A 21581-nucleotide genomic window follows, 5' to 3' on the forward strand; every position below is an offset into this window, starting at 1 on the left:
AGCGACTCATTTATAATAGCACCTGTAATTATATCCGTCAACTATAAAAAGAAAGTTTTTTAAAAAAGAATAAATAAAGACGATTCCATTTCATTTTGTTGAATGGAATCGCTAGTTTCTTCTTATTGAAATGCAACAATGCTCACATCGGTTAATCGCGATAAATCATATTCTTTCTCCCCTGTCGCTTCAAGCACAATCGGTTGTTCGACACGATTCGTATAGGCATATATCGTTCCTCGTACTCCACTGCTCAATAAAACAGGGCGACCGATTTCATAAAATCCAAGTAATGTCGCAAGAAGCGACAAAGCTTCTCCATCATAGGCTTTGTTCTGCCACATATAGAAATATGCTTCCTCTGGAGAGAGCGGCTTTCGGAACGTTCGGGGTGCTGTTAACTGACAGAAGCGATCGGCGACAATAAATAGAGGAGAGGCTGGATTCAACTCGCGTTCCGTCAGACGTTTTGGAAACCCGGATCCATCCAATCGCTCATGATGCTCGGTAATCAATTGATACACTCTTCCTCGTAACGTTTGAGTACTCGGGAGCATCGATGCCGAAACGAGTGGGTGTTGATACAATAGCTCCCGTTCCATTTTTGTGAAATAACGCATATGAGACCATTTCCGAATTTTAGCGTAGCTCGCATCTGCAAAATAAGAAGCAATCCCGTAATCAAATTGGAGTTGATGTTCGTCCCCTCGATATTTCGATAAGGCACGGGCGACGAGCGCTCGATAGACGGAATGGTAAATGACATGATTTTTCCGCAACGGCTGATGCGTAAAGAAATGAACGATCGCTGTAAGCGGAACTTCCTGACGAAATAGTTGATGAATGAATTCTAGACCTTCATATGGGTTAGGTGCGATCCGTTCTTCCCACTGATTATAATGCTTCTCATATTGAAGGACCTGATTACAGAGGCGCTGTTCTTCTTTAGACGTGAAGAGCTTCTGTTCAACAGGTGCGACATCGATATCTTCGATTTTTAAGAAACGGAGCAAACGTAAATGTTCATTGGTTAAGTGGATTCCGGCTTCTAAAGAAGAAACGGGTGACAATAGCGTCATCCCAACATGTACAGTGGATAAGTTCAAACGCACGCGAATCCCTCCTAATATATGAAAAGATCGAACGGAAACACCGTTCGACCTCTCGTCTTACTCATTCACATCAGACGATTCATCGGTTTCAGGTGCTTCATCCTCAAACCCATTCTCCAAATCGACTGCTGATTCCTCTTCTAACTCATCTTTTTTCAACTTTGCGATAGTCGCTAAACGATCGCCCTCTTCGATGTTCATCACTTTCACACCGCGAGTACTTCGACCCATTTGAGAGATCGTTTGTGAATCAATCCGAATCGCAACACCGAGTTCGGTCATCAGCATGATGTCATCGTCTTCATCAACGACACGCATCCCGACGACTGTTCCACGATCTGTCTTAATTCCGATGATACCGGAACCGCCACGACCTTGTGTGCGGAACTGTTCCATGGCCGTACGTTTTCCGTATCCTTTTTCAGTGATAATCAAGACGTCTTGCGTGGTGCGAACGATTTCCATCGAGACGACCAAATCGTCTTCCTTCTTCAATCGAATCGCGCGAACGCCTCGTGCCGTACGTCCCATCGAACGAACTTCTCCTTCGAGTGGGAAGCGAATCGACATACCTTGGCGTGTGACGATCAACATTTCATCGTCGCTCTTCGCTAAACGGACCGTGACGAGTTCATCTGTCTCATTCAAACTGATGGCACGTAGACCGTTTTTGTTGATTCGGGCGTATGCCGAAAGTGGCGAACGCTTAATCAATCCTTCTTTCGTGATGAAGACGAGAGACAACTGCTCGTCTGCTACTTCTTCAGACTCATCCTGTGTCTCTTCCGCTACCGTTTGGTTAGCCAAGTAACTATTGAAATCGACAGGAATCATCGTTTCGACTTTTTCACCTTTGTCGATTTGCAGCAAGTTAATGATCGGCATCCCTTTCGCGGTACGGCTCATCTCAGGAATTTCGTATCCTTTGAGACGGAAGACGCGTCCGAAGTTGGTGAAGAACAGGATGGTATCGTGTGTCGACGCGGAGAGCAGACGAAGCACAAAGTCTTCATCGTTCGTTCCCATACCTTGTTTCCCACGTCCACCACGGCGCTGTGTCCGATATGAATCCGATGGGATCGACTTGATATATCCTTCGCTCGTGAGCGTAATCATCATGTCGCGAACTGGGATCAAATCTTCGTCCTCGAGTTCAACGATATCCGTACGAATCACCGTACGACGAGCATCACCATATCGCTCTTTGATTTCGATTAACTCGTTACGAATGATATCGAGTAGCAATTCTTCGTCTCCGAGAATCGCACGAAGTTCTTCGATTAACGCTTTCACTTCACGATATTCGCCTTCAATCTTCTCACGTTCCAAACCAGTCAAGCGTTGGAGACGCATATCTAAGATTGCTTGCGTCTGTTCAGTCGAAAGTCCAAAGCGGGCAATCAACTTTTCACGAGCCTCGTCACCTGTGCGTGTGCTACGGATGATGGCGATGACTTCATCCAAGTGATCCAAGGCAACACGAAGACCTTCTAAAATGTGGGCACGTGCTTCCGCTTTGTCTAAATCGAATTGCGTCCGACGACGCACGACCTCTTTTTGGTGTTCGATGTAGTAATAGATTGCTTGTTTGATGTTCAACGTTTTTGGACGACCGCCTACAAGCGCGAGCATGTTAACACCGAACGTCGTTTGCATCGGTGTTTGCTTGTACAAGTTATTCAAGATGACACTCGCATTCGCGTCGCGGCGAACTTCAATCACGATGCGCATCCCGTTACGGTCTGATTCATCGCGTAAGTCCGTGATTCCCTCGATTTTCTTGTCGCGAACCAAATCGGCAATCTTTTCAACGAGACGCGCTTTGTTGACTTGGTAAGGAATCTCGTGCACGAGGATCCGTTCACGGCCATTTTTCAAGACCTCGATTTCAGCTTTCGCACGCATCGTAATCGATCCACGTCCAGTTTCGTATGCACGACGAATCCCACTACGTCCCAAAATCTCTCCCGCAGTCGGGAAATCAGGACCCGGGATATGTTGCATCAATTCTGCAATCGTGATGTCCGGGTTGTGAGAAAGCGCCAGTACACCGTCGATGACCTCGTTCAAGTTATGAGGCGGAACGTTCGTCGCCATACCAACGGCAATCCCGCTCGTCCCGTTCACAAGGAAGTTCGGGAAACGTGCCGGAAGTACGACTGGTTCTTTTTCTTCACCATCGAAGTTTGGTTGATAATCAATCGTGTTTTTTCCGATGTCTCGTACGAGTTCCATCGCAATTTTAGACATACGTGCCTCGGTATAACGCATCGCAGCGGCCGAGTCGCCATCGACTGAACCGAAGTTCCCGTGACCGTCGACTAATTCGTAGCGATAACTAAAGTCCTGAGCCATGCGGACCATCGTCTCATAAACGGCTGAGTCACCGTGTGGGTGGTACTTACCGATGACGTCCCCGACGACACGCGCCGACTTCTTATGTGGCTTGTCCGCGCGAATACCTAGTTCGTTCATCGCATATAAAATACGACGGTGAACCGGCTTTAATCCATCTCGCACGTCCGGAAGGGCACGTGATACGATGACGCTCATCGCGTAGTCCATGAACGACGTTCGCATCTCCTGGCTAATATTTATATCCTTGATATTTTCTTGTTCTGCCATTCGTTATTGCCTACCCTTCTTATTAAATATCGAGGTTCTTCACGTAATGGGCGTGAGATTGAATAAAGTCACGGCGTGGTTCGACGTTGTCACCCATGAGCGTTTCGAAGATTTCATCCGCTTCGATTGCATCTTGCAGGTCGACACGAAGCATCGAACGTGTTTCCGGGTTCATCGTCGTATTCCATAACTGTTCAGGATCCATCTCTCCGAGACCCTTGTAACGTTGAACGCTATAACGTGCATTTTCAGGAAGTTGTGCAATCGCTGCCTGCAACTCACGGTCGTTTTGAACGTAGATGGTTTCTTTCCCGTGCTTCACACCATAGAGTGGTGGTTGCGCGATATAAACATATCCACTTTCAACGAGTGGGCGCATGTAACGATAGAAGAACGTCAACAATAACGTCCGAATGTGCGCACCATCGACATCGGCATCGGTCATGATGATGAGTTTATGATAGCGCGCTTTCGATAAGTCAAACTCATCGGCAATCCCTGTTCCGAGAGCCGTGATGATGGTCCGGACTTCTTGGTTGGCCAAAATCTTATCAAGACGTGCTTTCTCAACGTTGATGATTTTTCCTCGAATCGGAAGGATGGCTTGGAAGTGACGATCACGTCCAGATTTCGCAGAACCTCCCGCTGAGTCACCCTCAACGATGTATAGTTCAGATTTCGATGCATCTTTTGACGAACAGTCTGCCAATTTCCCTGGCAATGAACTGACTTCGAGAATCCCTTTCCGACGTGTCATCTCGCGTGCACGTTTCGCAGCAAGACGCGCACGTGCCGCCATCAAGCCTTTGTCGACAATGAGGCGACCGACCGACGGGTTCTCGAGTAGGAATTGTTCGAACGTGTCGCTGAACAATGTGTCCGTTGCCGTACGCGCATCGGCATTCCCGAGTTTTGTCTTCGTCTGCCCTTCAAACTGAGGAGAAGGGTGCTTGACCGAAACAATCGCCGTCAATCCTTCACGGACATCATCCCCTGAGAGGCTACCATCGGCTTCCTTCATCAATCCGAATCGCTTCGCATAATCATTAATGGCACGGGTGAGCGCCGTCTTAAATCCAGTCTCGTGCGTCCCACCTTCATGCGTCGGAATGTTGTTCGTGAATGAATAAATGTTACTTGCGAAACCTTCGTTGTATTGAAGCGCGATCTCGACTTCGATTCCGTCTTTCGTACCGTGTACGTACACAGGCTCCTCATGAATCGACGCTTTTGAGCGGTTCAAGTGCTCGACATAAGACTTGATTCCGCCCTCATAGTGATAGTTCCGCTCAATCGTCTCGTCACTACGATCATCTTTAGCCACGATTCGTAACCCTTTGTTCAAGAAGGCGAGCTCACGTAAGCGTGTCGCTAACAGATCAAAGTCATATTCGAGTGTTTCTTGGAAGATGTCCCCGTCTGGGAAGAAGCGGACCGTCGTCCCTGTCGTGTCGGTCGTCCCGACGATTTCGAGTTCACCCTGTGGAACACCACGTTTGAACGATTGGTAATATACGTTTCCATCGCGACGAACGAACACTTCAAGTTTCGTCGATAAGGCGTTAACAACCGACGCCCCGACACCGTGAAGACCACCTGATACTTTGTATCCGCCACCGCCGAACTTACCACCTGCGTGCAACACCGTGAAAATAACTTCAACGGCAGGTCGACCCGTTTTCTTTTGAACATCGACCGGAATCCCACGTCCGTTGTCTTCAACAACGATTGAGTTCCCAGGCTCGACCGTCACTGTGATCGTGTCACAATAACCAGCGAGCGCCTCATCGATTGAGTTATCGACAATCTCCCATACCAAATGGTGGAGACCGCGAGAGCTTGTGGAACCGATATACATCCCTGGACGTTTACGGACAGCCTCTAAGCCTTCAAGGACTTGAATCTGATCGGCGCCGTACGCTTGCAATTCTTTTTCATTTTCATTACTCATCGGTTATTTTCACCTACTATACATGATTTGGTGTTCCTTCTTGCCACGATTACACGGACTCCGTTTCAACCTCACCTTGTTTCACGTGAAACACTTTAGCTTGTTGAATGGTCTCATGTGCAATCCCGTCAATGTTTGTTGTAGTCAAAATCGTTTGTACTTTCCGTCCCATCGTATCGAGGAGATGGGTTTGGCGATGATCGTCAAGCTCAGATAACACATCGTCTAATAACAACAGAGGATATTCGCCTACTTCTTCATGAATCAATTCAATCTCAGCTAGCTTCAATGACAAGGCCGCCGTTCGTTGCTGACCTTGTGAACCGAACGTTTGAACGTTTCGATTGTTGACATACAATTCAAAATCGTCACGATGCGGACCAAATAAGGTCACACCTCTTCGTCGTTCGTTCTCTCTTATTTTATCAAACTTTTGACGATACGTTTCAAACATCTGTTCTTTTGAGAAGCGTTCTTTTTGGAACGTGTCGGAAACGTATTGAATCGTCAGTGTTTCGAGTTCTCTTGTGATTCCGGAATGGATGGGATTGGCCCATTTTTCGAGCTGGTCGATGAAGTGATAGCGTCTCATCACAATTTTTACGGCAAGTTCAATCAATTGATCCGTCAAGACTTCAAGTAACGTTTCGTCGCCACCTTTTGTGGATAACTGCTTCAACAAGGCGTTCCGTTGTTTCAACGTCTTCAAGTATTGATTGAGCTCGTGTAAGTACACCGGACTGACCTGACCGATTTCCATATCTAAAAATCGCCGTCTCCCTTGCGGACTGCCTTTCACGATGGCTAAGTCTTCTGGGGCGAACAAGACGACGTTAAATGCGCCGACATAGTCACTGAGACGACGTTGTTCCAAATGATTGAGCTTTGCTTTCTTGCCTTTAGGAGAAAAAGAGAGACTCTGCACCGATTCGCCCGTCCGTTTATGAATCCGTCCTTCGATACTCGCAGCATCGGCTTCCCAACCGATTAACTCACGGTCTTGTGTCGTCCGATGCGATTTTGCGAGCGCAAGTACGTAAATCGATTCGAGAAGATTCGTTTTTCCTTGGGCGTTCTCACCAATCAGAACATTCGTCTGTTCTGAAAAATCTAGCTCGAGGGTTTCGTAGTTGCGATAGTTTTGCAATCGGATCGACTTTAAATGCACGTCAGTTTCCCTCGATTTGATATTCCCCGAAGCCTTCGACTTCGATTGTATCTCCATCTCTTAATTTACGACCGCGGCGCTGGTCCTGCTCACCGTTCACTTTAATCATGACATCCTCTAAAAAGAACTTTGCTTGTCCCCCACTTGAGATGATATCTGCTAATTTTAAAAATTGTCCGAGCGTTACATACTCGGTTGTAATCGACACTTTTTCCATGTCGTCACTTCCTTTCTCACATGCTGATCTGAAAAAATCGCCATACATATTAGTTTATCGAAAATCGTCGAATAAGGCAAAAAGAGGGATGACAAGGCAAGACACCTCATCATCCCTATCCGCAGCTTACGATGTGCGGACTGGCAAAATCAGTTGAAGAACACTATCTTGTTCAACCGGTCGTAAAATGAACGGTCGCATCGAACCCGTGAACTGGATTTCGATTTCAGATGCATCGAGTGCGCGGAGCGCGTCCATCACGAATTTCGAGTTGAAGGAAATTTTTAGTTCTTCTCCTTCAAGCGACAGGATGCTGACACGTTCCGACACTTTTCCGACTTCCGGCGAGTGTGAAGAGACTTCAACTGCCGTTGTATCTTCCGCCACAAATTTAATGACGTTGTTGCGATCGGCACGTGCTAAGAGCGATGCACGGTCAATGGCCTGTAAGAACTCTTTCGCATTCATCCGAACGGCTGTGCGATATTCTTCCGGAATGAGACGTGACGTGTCTGGATAGGCACCGTCTAACAAACGAGAGAAGAATGAGATGTTTTTCATACGGAATAAAATTTGTTGGTCCGTTAAGACGATTTCAATCGGCAACTCTTCACGGTCGAGTAATTTTGCCAATTCGTTGAGTGAGCGACCAGGAACGACGACATTTTGGAACGTCAAATCGTTATCTGTCTCAAATCGCGCACGACGAAGCGCCAGACGGTGGCTATCGGTTGCGACACATGTAAGGAAGCCCTTCTCTGCTGAGAAGTTAACCCCTGTCAATACGGGACGTGTCTCCTGTGAAGAAACAGCGAAGCTCGTCTGACGGATGATGGTCTTCAATAGATCAGCCGGCAAATAGAAGCGACGATCACTCGCAAGTTCAGGTAGGCGTGGATATTCATCCGGGTCGAGACCGTTTAAATGGAACTCTGCCTGACCAGACTCAATGCGCGTCATGAAGTTCGGTGAAACTTCGAGTGTGACCTCGTTCGTCGGTAACTTCTTCACAATTTCTCCTAAGAAGCGTGCGTTCAACACGACGCTTCCAGCACGTTGAATTTGAATGAGTTCAATTCCACCCTCTTCGATTGGAATCAAGCGTTCAATCGAAATCTCGGTATCACTTCCTGTCAGTGTTAAGCCATCCGCATGTGCCTCAAGTTTCAAGCCTGTCAAAATTGGAATGGTCGTTCGTGAAGCCACAGCTTTTGATACGTCTTGTACGGCTTGCATGAATACATCTCGTTGAATCGTTAAATGCATGTGGATAATTCCTCCTAAGGTGAAATGAGTCCATTTCCTAATAATATAATAGTATTAATTAAGTCATAATAGTAATAAGGGCTGTGGATACTGGGGATAAGTCCCCTAATCCATACGTGTTAAGCCATTTCGCCTGTGAATAACTTGTGGATAACTAAGGTGGTTTATCCACAGGATATCCACAAAGAATTCTTCATTAGTTAGAAAGTGCCTTCTTCAACGTTTGAATCGTCTCTTGCATTTCCACATCGTTCTTTAGAAGGGTGCTAATTTTTTCATGTGCATGAATCACAGTCGTGTGATCACGCCCTCCGAACTCTTCCCCGATTTTTGGCAAGGAGCTCTCCGTCATCTCCCGCGAGAGATACATTGCGATTTGACGTGGGAATGCCAACGTCTTGGTTCGCTTTTTCGAGTTCAATTCTTCTACTTGAATGTTGAAGTGTTGACCGACAACTTCTTGAATATCGCGAATGACAATTTTCTTCGCTTCCTGGACAGGCATGATATTATGAAGCGCTTCGGCTGCCACGTCCGGGTCGATTGGTCGTCCGACAAGTTTTGCATAAGCGACGACTCGTGTCAGTGCCCCTTCTAGTTCCCGAATGTTCGTATCGATTTGATTCGCGATATACAGCATGACTTCATTCGAGATATCAAGCCCTTCCGCGGTCGCTTTTTTGCGAAGAATCGCAATTCGCGTCTCAAGGTCCGGTGGTGTGATGTCTGTGATTAGGCCCCATTCAAAGCGTGAACGAAGTCGATCCTCTAGCGTCGGGATTTCTTTTGGTGGTCGATCACTTGAAATCACGATTTGTTTCTGATCGTTGTGCAATGCATTGAATGTGTGGAAAAACTCTTCTTGGGTTTGTTCTTTCCCTGCTAAAAACTGAATATCATCAATCAATAGTACATCAATGTTTCGATAACGGTTCCGAAACTCACCGGTCTTATTATCCCGAATCGAATTGATAAATTCATTTGTGAACTTCTCAGAAGAGACATAGGCAATGCGAGCCCCCGGTTTTTGACCTTTTACATAATGACCAATCGCATGCATCAAATGTGTTTTACCAAGTCCAACGCCTCCGTAAATGAAGAGCGGGTTATAGGCGCGTGCAGGTGCTTCAGCGACAGCAAGTGATGCGGCGTGGGCAAAACGGTTCCCCGATCCGATGACAAACGTCTCGAAAATGTATTTGTCATTCAGTTGACCAAGATCCCCTTCCTCTTTTGAAGGTAATAGCACGGGCTGTTCTTTTGTTTCTGTCACGGCGATGGACTCATTTGACGATCCATCCGCTGGAGCATACTTGTGTGCTTGAGATTCCTCGATGAAATGAATTTCAAGCTTGTTGTTTGTGATCTCTTCAACCGTATCTTGTAACAGAGAGAGATACTGTCGCTCTAACCACGTGACGATAAAACTGGCGGGTGCCGACACAACGAGCGTCGTTCCCATCAATGATATCCCCTCGGTTGATTTCAACCACATGTCAAAACTGGCTTTTGGAGTTCGTTCTTCTTCCTCGATTACCGATAAGACATTTCTCCAAATCTCGCGAGCATTCTTCAATGAAAGACCTCCTTTACTCACATGTTGGGTAAAACTTATTCACACGATATACACATACACTATTCTATAGTAGAAACTAGGGTTATCCCCAGAGAACAAAAACTGTGGATAAAGTTATCCACATGGTGTTCATTATGGGGATAACACTTATCCACAGCCTGTGTATATCTTGGAATCACGAATTGTTCATCCACAAGTTTGTGCACATTCAGTTTAGCAAAATAAAATAGACGTGGCAATGCTTTTTGGTATTTATCCACAGATAAAGAAAAGTATCCACACCCACTTATCCACATGCTGTGTGTTTTGTGGATAACCTGTGGATATATTGTGGATAAAGCACTAATGATAGAATATGAGATGAAAAAGTTATACACAAAAGAGGAAGAAGTGAAATGAAAGATTGTTTTTGTAAAAGAAGAAAATGAAAAAATAAAGAATAAGAATATGAAAAAAGAGGAGTTATTCACATATAAATGTGGATAACTTCGAGATTTTGTGGATAAAATGGCTCAACGTGGCTATTTATAAAGACCGTTTATAAAATACGTAAAGGTTGTGTATACATTCATCCCCTACTCGTCCTTCGGATAAGGATCGAATCCATGTGGATGAATGCTTTCTGAGTGCCTCATTCTACGAATTCGAAAACCATCCGAAAATACATTGACAATTGTTGAATCGATTTATATAATCTTAAAGACTGCCTTAAATGAAACTATAACTTGCTAATAGAGCGTTAATCTTGAGGAGGTGCTGTAACCATGAAACCAACTTTCAACCCTAACAACCGTAAGCGTAAGAAAGTTCACGGATTCCGTGCACGCATGGCGACTAAAAACGGTCGCAACATTCTTGCTGCTCGTCGTCGTAAAGGCCGTAAAGCCTTGACTGTATAATTCTGAATGAAGATTGCCCGGGGATCCTTTCCTCGGGCAATTTTTTAGTTTGTCACAGAAACGTAGTATTTCATGGATTCTCCCTCGTTCAAATGATGTGGATATGATATGATGTTAGTTGACGATTTTTGAAGCGAAGGATGGAGTGAGAATTTTGAAAAAAGAATACCGCCTGCAAAAGAATGAAGAGTTCCAAGCGGTGTTTCGCGAAGGACGCTCCGTGGCCAATCGTCAGTTTGTCGTCTACACGCTCAAAGCGGATCAAACGCATTTCAGAGTGGGTCTTTCCGTCAGTAAGAAACTTGGAAATGCTGTGGAACGGAACCGGATGAAACGATTGATGCGTGAGTCGCTTCGCTTGCTCGAACCAAACGTTGCACCGAATGATTATGTCATCATCGCTCGAAAACCTGCGACCGCATTGACGCAGTCGGAAGTAACCGAGAGTTTGAAACACGTATTCAAACGGGCCAAGGTTTGGCAAAAGCAGGGCCGGTGACCATGACAATCTGAATTTGTTCTCTCATATAATTAGAGTCTGATAAGATTGCCCGATCGACGTGTGCGTTAAAAAGAATTGATAAAGAAAGCGTAGGAGGAACTATGAGCAAAAAGCTAAAATTAGGATTACTCGCTGCCATGACCGCGGTCATCATGCTGATGGCAGGCTGTGTGGATCCGTCTACCATCCAAGCCGAACCAGTAACGGCTGACACAGAAGGTTTCTGGGCGAAGTACTTTGTATGGCCGCTCGCATGGCTTTTGAAGGAAGTTGCTTACTTGGTCGGTGGCCCGTGGCAATACGGGATTTCAATCATCATCGCGACGATTATCGTCCGGTTATTGATTCTCCCACTCATGATCAAGCAGACGAAGAGTATGGGTGCGATGCAAGTGTTGCAACCAGAAATGCTGAAGCTTCGTGAAAAGTACAGCTCAAAAGACCAGGAAACACAACGTAAACTCCAAGAAGAGATGATGAAGCTTTATCAGGAATACCAAATCAACCCGCTCGCGGGATGTTTGCCGATCTTGATTCAAATGCCGATTCTCTTCGCATTCTATGATGCGATTCGCCGTACACCTGAGATTTTCGAAGCGAACTTCTTATGGTTCGACCTCGGTGCTCCGGATCCAACGTTCGTCTTGCCGATCTTAGCGGCAATCTTGACGTTCGCACAACAAAAAATCTCAATGGCGGGTCAAGAACAGAACCCGCAGTTGAAGATGATGCTTTATATCTTCCCGGTTATGATCTTCGTCATGTCGATCAACCTCCCAGCTGCCCTTTCGTTATACTGGGTAGTCGGTTATATCATCTCGATCATCGTCACGATGGCAATCATGCTCCCGATGCGTGAGAAGATGAAGGTTGCGGCTGAAGCGAAAATCGCTGCGAAAGAAGCAGAGCGTGCAGCGCTTGCTGAAGAAGAAAAGAAAAACAAAAAGAAAAAGCGTAAATAATCGCTAAGCTGAGTGTCTTCTGACGCTCAGCTTTTTTTGTGGGATTGCAAGCCGGTCAGAGGGGAATAGAGATAGAAACGAGTAAACGGAGGTGTGGGAAAATGGAGGCATTCATTCAGCGTTTGGAACGTTCGACGTTATGGCAAGCGGTCATTTATTTTGTACTTGGTGTTCTCATTCTGCTATACCCTCGATTTTTCTTTGATGTCATGGTGTATGTCATTGCCGGTTATTTAGCAATCATGGGGATTTGGATGATCTTTCAAGGGTTGCGTCGACGTCAGGGAGGGTTGCCACCCACTTTCTTTATGGGTCTCATCTATTTGATTTTGGCAGCGGTCGTCTTCTTCTTCGCTGAAACGTTAGCGAGTCTCTTGCCTATCTTAATCGGGGCCCTGTTCTTATTCGGTGGAATTATCCGCCTGATTCAGGCACTCGGTTACCGTCAATCGATGTCGGGACGATGGCTTTGGTTTTTGATTGGAAGTCTGTTGTGGATAGGTGTCGGGATTCTCATGTTGACGAATCCGTTCAGTAGTCTACTTGTCTTGTTCCAACTGTTCGGCGGCATTCTCATCGCCATCGCGATACTGGAACTGTTCCTCTATTTCACGATTCGTTCGACGAAACGCCAAGCAAGATACTAAAAAACAAGCCGCCCTATATGCCAGGACGGCTTGTTTCTCGTTGAATCAACTGTTCCATGAACGGTCCGAACACGTTGTAGCCAGATAGTGATGTGAAAAAAGTTTGCTCTGCCTGAAGTCGCTCCAGATAGATGTGGGCGGCTTTTTCGTGTGAGGCGGGGGTCAAATGGTCATAAAATGAGCGGAGGTCGATTTTTTGTCGCTGCGTCACATCTTTTAAACCAAGGGAAGCCCGGTCCGGTGTGTGGTGAGCGGCTAACACATATGCGAAATGGACCATTCCTTGCCGGAGCATCTCCGTTGCCCACATCGCGTTGCCTCGATTGCGTGATTTTGTATATTGGAAAAAGTACCACACGGTATCGAACGCATGGTCACTGATTGCCGCTTCGTCTAATTGCAAGGAAGTGGCGTGTCTAGCAAGTCGCTGTTGTGGGTCGTAGAGCACATGAATCGAGTCTTGATGATTCAACGTCTCTTGCGTGACCGTGAACAGGTCGAGGTGAAGAAAATCATCAAAGACGGCGATGAGTTGTGGAGCGACGATATGAATCTCGTCTTTTAACAGAATCGGACGATAGGCGGTTATATGCTCGAGGCGTCTAGATAGAAAAGAGACCTCTTCATCGGGGTGTACCATGACATAGAGGTCGATATCTGAATGTTCATCGGCTTCTCCCCGACCGAATGAACCCTTCATAAAAATCGCTTGAACCGCTTCATCGTGCTCTAATCGTTCGGTGATGATTCGGATTGCGTCTTGCTGTTTCATCTTTAAATCATCTCTCTCCTATGTAAATATATTCCTTTATTGTACGAAAATGATGAGTCGAATGGCAATGACTTTATCAATGGTCCAACTCTTTCGTTCAAGTCGAATATCGTGTATAGTAGGTTCGTTATGCATATGATAGAAGAAGATGTTTAGGTTTGGAGGGAGAAAGATGCTAGAGTTTGACACGATTACAGCGATTTCGACGCCGATGGGTGAAGGTGCCATCGGGATCGTCCGACTATCGGGCGATTTGGCGGTCGAAACGGTGAACAATGTGTTTTCTGGGAAAGACTTAACAACAGTCGATTCACATACGATTCATTATGGAACGTTAAAATATCCTAATACGGGCGAAATCGTCGATGAAGTCATGGTCAGTATTATGCGCGCGCCGAAGACGTTTACGCGAGAAGATGTCGTCGAAATCAATTGTCACGGAGGCGTCGTAGCGGTCAATCGTGTCCTTGAGCTCATTCTCGATCAACCCGACATCCGCCTAGCAGAACCGGGCGAGTTCACGAAGCGCGCCTTTTTAAATGGTCGGATCGATTTATCTCAGGCGGAAGCGGTCATGGATTTGATTCGCGCGAAGACGGACCGAGCAATGAACGTTGCGATGGCGCAAATGGAAGGACGTTTGTCACGCCTCGTTCGCGAGTTACGTCAACAATTGCTCGAGACGATTGCGGCGGTCGAGGTCAACATCGACTATCCAGAGTATGACGCAGAAGAGATGACCCAGGCCATTGTCGAAGAGAAAGCGGGCGAGGTCAAACGTGTCCTCGAACAGTTACTCGAGACAGCGCGACAAGGGAAAATCTTACGTGAAGGCTTGGCCACGGCAATCATCGGTCGACCGAACGTCGGAAAATCTTCTTTGATGAACACGCTCGTTCAAGAGACAAAAGCGATTGTCACCGAAATTGCCGGTACGACACGTGACACAATTGAGGAATACGTCAACGTGAAAGGTGTTCCGCTCAAATTGATCGATACGGCAGGGATTCGCGAAACGGAAGATATCGTGGAACGAATCGGTGTGGAAAAGTCGAGAAAAGCGTTAGAAGCGGCAGATTTGGTCCTTCTCGTCTTGAACGGACATGAGGGATTGACTGTCGAGGATGAGGCGTTATTTGAGGCAGTTAAAGGAATGAATGCCATCATCATCATCAACAAGACAGACTTGCCACAAAACATGGATTCTTCTAAGCTAGAGAAACTAGCGGCAGGACGTCCAATTGTGGCGACATCGCTCTTGCTAGATGAAGGAATCGATGCCCTTGAAGCGGCCATCGCAAATCTATTCTTCGCAAAAGGTGTCGAGTCACAGGATATGACGTATATCTCAAACGCTCGACACATTCAGTTAATCAAACGAACGATTGGTCAAATTGATGAGGCGCTCGGTAGTGCCGTCATGAATATGCCGATCGACATGGTTCAAATCGATTTACGTCGTGCGTGGGATACGCTCGGTGAAATCAATGGAGATACCGTACAGGAGAGCTTGATTGATCAGCTCTTTTCACAGTTTTGTCTTGGGAAATAATAAGGAGGAACGAATATGGCTTATACGGCAGGCGAATTTGACGTCATCGTCATCGGGGCCGGACACGCAGGGATTGAATCAGCACTCGCATCGGCTCGAATGGGCGCGAAAACAGCGATGCTCACCATGAACCCTGATATGGTCGGATTCATGTATTGCAACCCATCAATCGGTGGGCCGGCGAAAGGGATCGTCGTACGTGAAATCGATGCGCTCGGTGGCGAGATGGGGCGTGCGATTGACGCGACATACATCCAAATGAAGATGCTCAACACATCGAAAGGGCCGGCGGTACGTGCGCTACGTGCACAGGCGGACAAATTCCAATACCAAAATCATATGAAGAAAGTGCTAGAAGATGAGCCGAATCTGCTGCTTCGTCAGGCGCTAGTCGAGCGCTTGTTGATTGAGGACGGAGAAGTACGTGGCGTGGTAACGAACACAGGTTCAGAATATCGCGCGAAAGCGGTCATCGTCACAACGGGAACGTTCATGCGTGGTCAAATCATCATCGGGGAATTGGCTTACGAGAGTGGTCCGAACAACCAAATGCCATCGGTCGAGCTATCGAAGCATCTTGAAGAGCTCGGTCTCGACTTAGTTCGATTCAAAACGGGAACACCGCCACGAATCGACGGCAAGACGATTGATTATTCGAAGACGGAGATTCAGCCAGGGGACGAGAATCCATCATTCTTCTCGTACACCTCGACGGACTTGGATCCGATCGAACAAATCCCGTGCTGGCTCACGTACACGAGCGAACGTACACACCAATTGATTGATGAGAACTTGCATCGCTCACCGATGTATTCGGGTGCGATTAAAGGAACGGGGCCCCGTTATTGCCCATCAATCGAAGATAAGGTCGTTCGCTTTAATGATAAACCGCGTCACCAAATCTTCTTAGAGCCAGAAGGTCGCGATACGGAAGAAATCTATGTCCAAGGCTTTTCGACGAGTATGCCAGAAGACGTGCAACATCAGATGCTTCGCACGATCCCGGGTCTTGAAAATTCAGAGATGATGCGTCCCGGTTATGCGATTGAATACGATGCGGTCGTACCGACACAGCTTTGGCCAACTCTCGAAACAAAAGCTGTCCCAGGTCTTTTCACAGCGGGACAAATCAACGGGACGAGCGGGTACGAAGAAGCGGCTGGACAGGGCATCATGGCGGGAATCAACGCCGCATGCAAAGTGCTCGGAAAAGATCCGGTTATCTTGGACCGTTCGCAAGCGTACATCGGCGTCTTAATCGATGACCTCGTGACGAAAGGTACGAACGAACCGTATCGCCTTCTCACATCACGTGCCGAATACCGTCTTTTGTTGCGTCATGACAATGCGGACTTGCGACTCAGCGACATCGGGTATGAGATCGGCTTACTTTCAGAAGATCGTCACACTCACCTCAACGAGAAGCGTGTAGCGATTGAAAAAGAAGTGAAGCGACTTGCGTCACTTGTCGTCAAACCGACACCTGAAGTCAATGCGATGCTCGAATCGGTCGGTGCGCACCCGCTTAAAGAAGCGACGCATGCCAACATCTTGTTGAAACGTCCGGAAGTATCTTATGAAGCACTCATGACGGTCGTTCCGTCAACGGAAGAATTGTCGTATGAAGTGAAAGAACAAGTCGAGATTCAAGTGAAGTATGAAGGTTATATTTCCAAACAGCTTGAACAAGTCGAGAAGATGCGTCGCATGGAAGAAAAACGAATCCCGGAAAACTTGGATTACGATGCGATCGGTGGTCTCGCGACAGAAGCGAAACAAAAACTAAAACAAGTTCGTCCTCTTTCGATCGGTCAAGCGTCTCGTATCTCAGGCGTAAACCCAGCAGACGTGTCAATCTTGCTCGTCTATATCGAACAAGGACAATACGCAACGGTGGAGTGAAACGATGAACGAATCTCAATTTATTGAAGCGTTACGAGCTGAAGGGTTTGAGCTGAGTGAGACACAACTCAGTCAGTTCAAGCGTTACTTCGAAATGCTCGTCGAATGGAACGAGAAAATGAACTTAACGGCCATCACGGACCGAGAAGAAGTATATTTGAAGCATTTCTATGATTCGCTCAGCGCAGCGTTTCATTTCGATTTCACGAAAGTCGAAACCGTATGTGATGTCGGGGCAGGAGCCGGATTCCCAAGTCTTCCGCTCAAAATTTTATTCCCACACTTACACGTCACGATCATCGATTCGTTAAACAAACGCATCACCTTTTTGAACGAGTTGGCCCTTGCCCTTGGACTCGAAGGTGTCGCGTTCCATCATGGTCGTGCCGAAGAGTTCGGAAAAAATAAAAAGTTCCGCGAACAGTTTGACGTCGTCACAGCACGTGCGGTTGCCCGCATGACCGTGTTGGCAGAATACTGTTTGCCACTCGCGAAAGTAGGCGGAAGCTTCGTTGCGCTTAAAGCGGCCAAGGTTTCTGACGAGATGGCAGACGCCAAAAACGCTTTAGCCGTTCTAGGTGGGAAAGAAAAAGCGACACACCAGTTCCTATTGCCAGGAGAGATGAGTGAGCGTAATATCGTAGTTGTAGATAAACTACGAAAAACGCCCGGGAAATATCCGCGTAAAGCGGGGACACCGGCGAAAGAGCCACTTATCTGATGATGTCGTTTCACGTGAAACAAAAGCAGATTCCAGTGGTGGAGTCTGCTTATTTTTTTACATAAAGGGGTGCCCGACGTTGAAGAATAGATTTGCGAAATTGTTCGGTGTGAATCGAAAAGACGAAGTTGCCGTGACGCAGATTGCGGAAGTTCGAGCGGATGACACGGTACAAGAACTCTCGTTGTCACGGTTGCGTCCAAACCGTTATCAACCGCGTAAAGTGTTCGAACCGGCAAAAATTGAAGAGTTGGCAACGACGATTTCGGAACATGGACTCCTTCAACCAATCGTGGTTCGAAAGGCAGATGGGGACTGCTATGAAATCATTGCCGGGGAGCGTCGTTTCCGTGCGGTGAAATCGCTTGGTTGGTCAGCGATTCCGGCAATCGTTCGCGATATGGACGATGATACGACGGCTGCACTCGCCTTGATTGAAAACTTGCAGCGTGAGCAGTTAAGCCCGATTGAAGAGGCGGAAGCATATGATCGTTTACTCGCCTTGAACGGTTTGACGCAAGATGCGCTCGCGAAGAGTCTAGGCAAGAGTCAATCCACGATCGCCAATAAGTTGCGCTTGTTAAAATTGCCGGAGGATGTGAAGCAGTCGCTTCGCGATCGTCGGATCAACGAACGACATGCGCGTGCGTTGTTGCCGTTGAAGGAAGAAGGATTGCAACTTCAAGTGCTCGCAGAAGTGTTAGAACAGGATTTTAACGTCAAGGAGACAGAAGAACGCGTCGCCTTTTTAACAACACCGATCGAAGAAGAGAAGCGAAAGCCGAAAAAACAACGTCGTCGGACGAAAAGTTTTGCGCGTGACACGCGAATCGCCATCAACACGATTCGTGACTCAATCAATTTGATTGGGAAAACAGGGATTGACGTCCAAACTGAAGAAGTAGACGAAGAGGAATTTGTTGAAATTCGAATTCGCATCCCGAAAGCGCGGCCTCAAAAATGAGTCCGTGCTTTTTTATACAATGAAGGAGGTTTGTAGATGGAACGATTAGCATTAAAATTCATTCGCCCAAACCCGAATCAGCCCCGGAAACAATTTGAGGTGGAAAAATTAGAAGAGTTGCGTCAATCCATTGAGCGATATGGCGTCCTACAACCAATCGTCGTTCGAAAAGCGACAGGATACTATGAAATCATTGCCGGGGAACGACGGTTTCAGGCGGCGAAGCTCGCTGGGAAAGAAGACATTCCTGCCCTCGTCGTCACGGCGGACTCCGATCGCGTCATGGAGTTGGCGCTGATTGAAAACATTCAGCGGGCAGACTTGAATGCCATCGAAGAGGCTGTCGCCTATGAACAGTTGATGCAGACGCTAGGTCTGACGCAACAACAGTTGGCCGATCGCGTCGGGAAGAGCCGCAGTCATGTGACGAACAGTCTTCGCCTCCTTCGATTGCCGAGTGCCGTCCAGCATGCGGTCATGGTCGGAGATTTGACGATGGGACATGCACGTGCCATCACGGGTATGAAATCGGAACAAGCGATGGAACAGATTGCGAAACGGGTCATTGCCGAGCATTGGACGGTCCGTCGCCTCGAGCGTTACTTACAAAAAGAGCGCACAGAAAAAAAGACGCTGAAGCGATCGAACGCCGATATCGAAGCGGTCGAAGCGGTGCTTGCGGAGCGTCTTCAGATGGATGTGTCGATTCGTCCGCGCCGAAAAGGCGGCGTCCTCGAGTTGAAGTATTTTTCACAAGACGACTTGGAACAATTGTTGACGTTATTATCGCCTCAAGACTTTGATTCATCTCGTGACTGACGAAGACGCGTGATGGCCGCCTCTTCGTGATGCAGGCGCCCGATCCGTGTATCAAAATCGGCGAATCCGTCTGTGATGAAACGTGCGAGTTCATATACAAGATGGAGACGGGTATTCTGTAGAATCATCATCTCCATGAATCCACTTACGTTCACGACGGCTTTAATATTGTAAGCGCCGACTGCCGGAAGTTCTTTTTGGACACCGGCCCCTGGAGCGAGCGGACCTTCCGAAAAGAAGACATAACCGACACTTGATAAACGTCCGAGACAGGCGTCGATAGCGATAATGAGCGGTTGATGGAAGCGCGTTTGAATCTCATGTAACGTTTCCACCAAATTGAGTGCGTGTACAGGCTTCGTTAATGTGCCGTATACATGTAAATTTCGGATATGGCGTTCTTCTAAAAACGTTCCGACGAGCGGACCGAGTGAATCACCGGTCGAACGGTCCGAACCGATGCAAACAAGGACGATGGGGCGATGGTTTTCATTGACCAACTGTTCATGAAGCTGGTCCGCAAGCAATCTGGATCCACTCCGCTCAGTGTGTTCAATGAAGAAAGAGTATGGTTTATGAGGTTTTAAGCGAAACGGCATGAATCTCATCCTCTCTTCTAAGCTGCCTATTCCTAGTTGCAGTTGGGGGATTGATCTCGTATTAACCCATTCCCAAAAGTGGAAAACTTCTAACTTCCGAATGCAGTGTTTGAGAAAAGTCGTGAAATATGTTTTGATGATTTAGAATCTACGACTTTGAGGTGAAAAGATGGCTTCGCAAAATACAGAAAAAGATTTAAATACGGTTGCCGATGAGACAATCGACAGCGTGAACCGATTCGTCGAGTACTTTAAAGATACAGACATGTGGATTGGTTTAGGGATCAAGCTCGCCGGTGTGGCGCTCATCATCCTTGGTTTATATATCGCAACACGCATTTTGACAACGATGGTCGAGCGCGTGTTTACGCTCCGCAAAATAAAAGAACATGATATCGTCGCCCAGCGACAGAATGAAACGTTATTAAAATTAGCCCAAAACACAATCCGCTATGTGATCGGGTTGATTATGGTCTTGACGGTGCTCGGACAATTCGGTGTGAATATCGCCGGTTTGATTGCATCAGCCGGGGTCGCGGGTCTTGCAATCTCATTCGGGGCACAAAGTTTGGTGAAAGACGTCATCACAGGGGCGTTCATCATCTTTGAAAACCAATACAAAAACGGGGATTACGTCAATTTGAACCAACAAGTCGACGGGACGGTCATCGAGGTCGGAATCCGGACGACGAAATTAAAAGGATTAAACGGACAAGTGACGATTATTCCGAACGGACAAATCTTACAAGTGACGAACTACTCGCTTGAAAACAGCGTCGCTGTTGTCGATATTGGGGTTGCGTACGAAGAAGATATGTCAAAAGTAGAGCAAGCGCTCAAGGAAATTGCGAAAACGGTCGAAGCACGCTATCACGACTTGTTCATCAAACCAATCGACTTAGCTGGAGTGCAGTCGCTCGGACCGTCGGAAGTGGTGTACCGATTAATGGCGGAAGTGCCGCCGACCCAGCACTTCGCAGCTGGTCGAATTTTGCATAAAGAGTTAAAGGCTGGACTTGACGAGCGGGGGATTGAAATTCCATACCCACGTACGGTCATGATGCCACCGAACTCGGCTCCTAAAGGAGGAGAAGCAGAAAATGCAAAGTAAAACCTATGCATTGAACGATATTGTGGAAATGAAAAAACCACATGCCTGCAAAACGAACCGCTGGCAAATCACGCGTGTCGGGATGGACATTCGGATCAAGTGCCAAGGCTGCGGAGCTAGTGTGCTCATGCAACGCCGTGATTTTGATAAGCGATTCAAGAAAGTGCTTGAACAAGGGAACGCCGCCGAATAAGCGGCGTTTTTCTTTAGGTTATG

At 47.1% G+C, this 21581-nt stretch carries 20 protein-coding genes; 11 read left to right on the plus strand and 9 right to left on the minus strand.

Annotation, left to right across the window (positions count from 1 at the left end; genetic code table 11):
• Window positions 1–122 precede the first annotated feature (122 nt).
• From Q9R25_RS10360 to dnaA, 7 genes are all read right to left on the minus strand, one after another.
• The gene (locus tag Q9R25_RS10360) at window positions 123–1112 is read right to left on the minus strand and encodes an HD-GYP domain-containing protein (RefSeq protein WP_196431642.1); all 990 of its coding nucleotides are present in this window, start codon (window positions 1110–1112) and stop codon (window positions 123–125) included.
• 57 nt (window positions 1113–1169) lie between these two features.
• Window positions 1170–3737 (minus strand): DNA gyrase subunit A, encoded by a 2568-nt coding sequence (gene gyrA, locus Q9R25_RS10365; RefSeq protein ID WP_015880210.1) that lies wholly within the window; start codon window positions 3735–3737, stop codon window positions 1170–1172.
• A gap of 22 nt (window positions 3738–3759) precedes the next feature.
• Window positions 3760–5688, minus strand: coding sequence for a DNA topoisomerase (ATP-hydrolyzing) subunit B (gene gyrB, locus Q9R25_RS10370; RefSeq protein ID WP_074035264.1), 1929 nt, complete (start codon window positions 5686–5688; stop codon window positions 3760–3762).
• 49 nt (window positions 5689–5737) lie between these two features.
• Window positions 5738–6856, minus strand: a complete 1119-nt coding sequence (recF, locus tag Q9R25_RS10375) for a DNA replication/repair protein RecF (RefSeq protein ID WP_159563190.1) — start codon at window positions 6854–6856, stop codon at window positions 5738–5740.
• Between the two features lies 1 nt (window position 6857).
• Complete coding sequence (gene yaaA, locus Q9R25_RS10380) at window positions 6858–7073, minus strand: S4 domain-containing protein YaaA (protein ID WP_015880213.1); 216 nt, start codon at window positions 7071–7073, stop codon at window positions 6858–6860.
• A 126-nt stretch (window positions 7074–7199) separates the two neighbouring features.
• A complete protein-coding gene (gene dnaN / locus Q9R25_RS10385) occupies window positions 7200–8339 on the minus strand; it encodes a DNA polymerase III subunit beta (RefSeq protein WP_026824743.1) in 1140 nt (379 codons plus the stop codon).
• 196 nt (window positions 8340–8535) lie between these two features.
• On the minus strand, window positions 8536–9915 hold the full coding sequence (gene dnaA / locus Q9R25_RS10390) for a chromosomal replication initiator protein DnaA (protein WP_015880215.1): 1380 nt from the start codon (window positions 9913–9915) through the stop codon (window positions 8536–8538).
• A 764-nt stretch (window positions 9916–10679) separates the two neighbouring features.
• Here dnaA and rpmH point away from each other — a divergent pair.
• From rpmH to Q9R25_RS10410, 4 genes are all read left to right on the plus strand, one after another.
• Complete coding sequence (gene rpmH / locus Q9R25_RS10395; protein WP_015880216.1) at window positions 10680–10814, plus strand: 50S ribosomal protein L34; 135 nt, start codon at window positions 10680–10682, stop codon at window positions 10812–10814.
• A 154-nt stretch (window positions 10815–10968) separates the two neighbouring features.
• Window positions 10969–11313 (plus strand): ribonuclease P protein component, encoded by a 345-nt coding sequence (gene rnpA / locus Q9R25_RS10400; RefSeq protein WP_015880217.1) that lies wholly within the window; start codon window positions 10969–10971, stop codon window positions 11311–11313.
• Window positions 11314–11417: 104 nt separating this feature from the next.
• Window positions 11418–12278, plus strand: a complete 861-nt coding sequence (yidC, locus tag Q9R25_RS10405; protein WP_015880218.1) for a membrane protein insertase YidC — start codon at window positions 11418–11420, stop codon at window positions 12276–12278.
• A 101-nt stretch (window positions 12279–12379) separates the two neighbouring features.
• The gene (locus Q9R25_RS10410; protein ID WP_031424079.1) at window positions 12380–12925 is read left to right on the plus strand and encodes an HdeD family acid-resistance protein; all 546 of its coding nucleotides are present in this window, start codon (window positions 12380–12382) and stop codon (window positions 12923–12925) included.
• 13 nt (window positions 12926–12938) lie between these two features.
• On the opposite strand, the gene Q9R25_RS10415 is transcribed toward Q9R25_RS10410, so the two are convergent.
• Window positions 12939–13697, minus strand: coding sequence for a nucleotidyltransferase domain-containing protein (locus Q9R25_RS10415; protein ID WP_275060202.1), 759 nt, complete (start codon window positions 13695–13697; stop codon window positions 12939–12941).
• Window positions 13698–13869: 172 nt separating this feature from the next.
• Between Q9R25_RS10415 and mnmE the strand changes: the two genes are divergently transcribed.
• The 5 genes from mnmE to Q9R25_RS10440 all read left to right on the plus strand — a co-directional run bounded on the left by mnmE (window position 13870) and on the right by Q9R25_RS10440 (window position 19655).
• On the plus strand, window positions 13870–15249 hold the full coding sequence (gene mnmE, locus Q9R25_RS10420; protein ID WP_031424082.1) for a tRNA uridine-5-carboxymethylaminomethyl(34) synthesis GTPase MnmE: 1380 nt from the start codon (window positions 13870–13872) through the stop codon (window positions 15247–15249).
• 15 nt (window positions 15250–15264) lie between these two features.
• Complete coding sequence (mnmG, locus tag Q9R25_RS10425) at window positions 15265–17151, plus strand: tRNA uridine-5-carboxymethylaminomethyl(34) synthesis enzyme MnmG (RefSeq protein WP_074035252.1); 1887 nt, start codon at window positions 15265–15267, stop codon at window positions 17149–17151.
• Window positions 17152–17155: 4 nt separating this feature from the next.
• Complete coding sequence (gene rsmG, locus Q9R25_RS10430; RefSeq protein WP_015880223.1) at window positions 17156–17872, plus strand: 16S rRNA (guanine(527)-N(7))-methyltransferase RsmG; 717 nt, start codon at window positions 17156–17158, stop codon at window positions 17870–17872.
• Window positions 17873–17951: 79 nt separating this feature from the next.
• Window positions 17952–18836, plus strand: coding sequence for a nucleoid occlusion protein (noc, locus tag Q9R25_RS10435; RefSeq protein ID WP_214691422.1), 885 nt, complete (start codon window positions 17952–17954; stop codon window positions 18834–18836).
• 36 nt (window positions 18837–18872) lie between these two features.
• Complete coding sequence (locus Q9R25_RS10440; RefSeq protein WP_031424085.1) at window positions 18873–19655, plus strand: ParB/RepB/Spo0J family partition protein; 783 nt, start codon at window positions 18873–18875, stop codon at window positions 19653–19655.
• Here the strand turns inward: Q9R25_RS10440 and yyaC are convergent.
• A complete protein-coding gene (gene yyaC, locus Q9R25_RS10445; protein ID WP_311283121.1) occupies window positions 19628–20254 on the minus strand; it encodes a spore protease YyaC in 627 nt (208 codons plus the stop codon). The genes Q9R25_RS10440 and yyaC overlap by 28 nt on opposite strands.
• A gap of 169 nt (window positions 20255–20423) precedes the next feature.
• On the opposite strand from yyaC, the gene Q9R25_RS10450 reads away from it, so the two are divergent.
• Window positions 20424–21365 carry a mechanosensitive ion channel family protein gene (locus Q9R25_RS10450; RefSeq protein ID WP_074035244.1) on the plus strand — a complete coding sequence of 314 codons (942 nt, stop codon included), beginning with the start codon at window positions 20424–20426 and terminating at the stop codon, window positions 21363–21365.
• Complete coding sequence (locus Q9R25_RS10455) at window positions 21355–21558, plus strand: DUF951 domain-containing protein (RefSeq protein ID WP_047795718.1); 204 nt, start codon at window positions 21355–21357, stop codon at window positions 21556–21558. The genes Q9R25_RS10450 and Q9R25_RS10455 overlap by 11 nt, the downstream gene beginning before the upstream one ends.
• Window positions 21559–21581: the final 23 nt, after the last annotated feature.

Source organism: Exiguobacterium sp. BG5(2022), assembly GCF_031844365.1.
GTDB classification, from domain to species: domain Bacteria; phylum Bacillota; class Bacilli; order Exiguobacteriales; family Exiguobacteriaceae; genus Exiguobacterium; species Exiguobacterium profundum.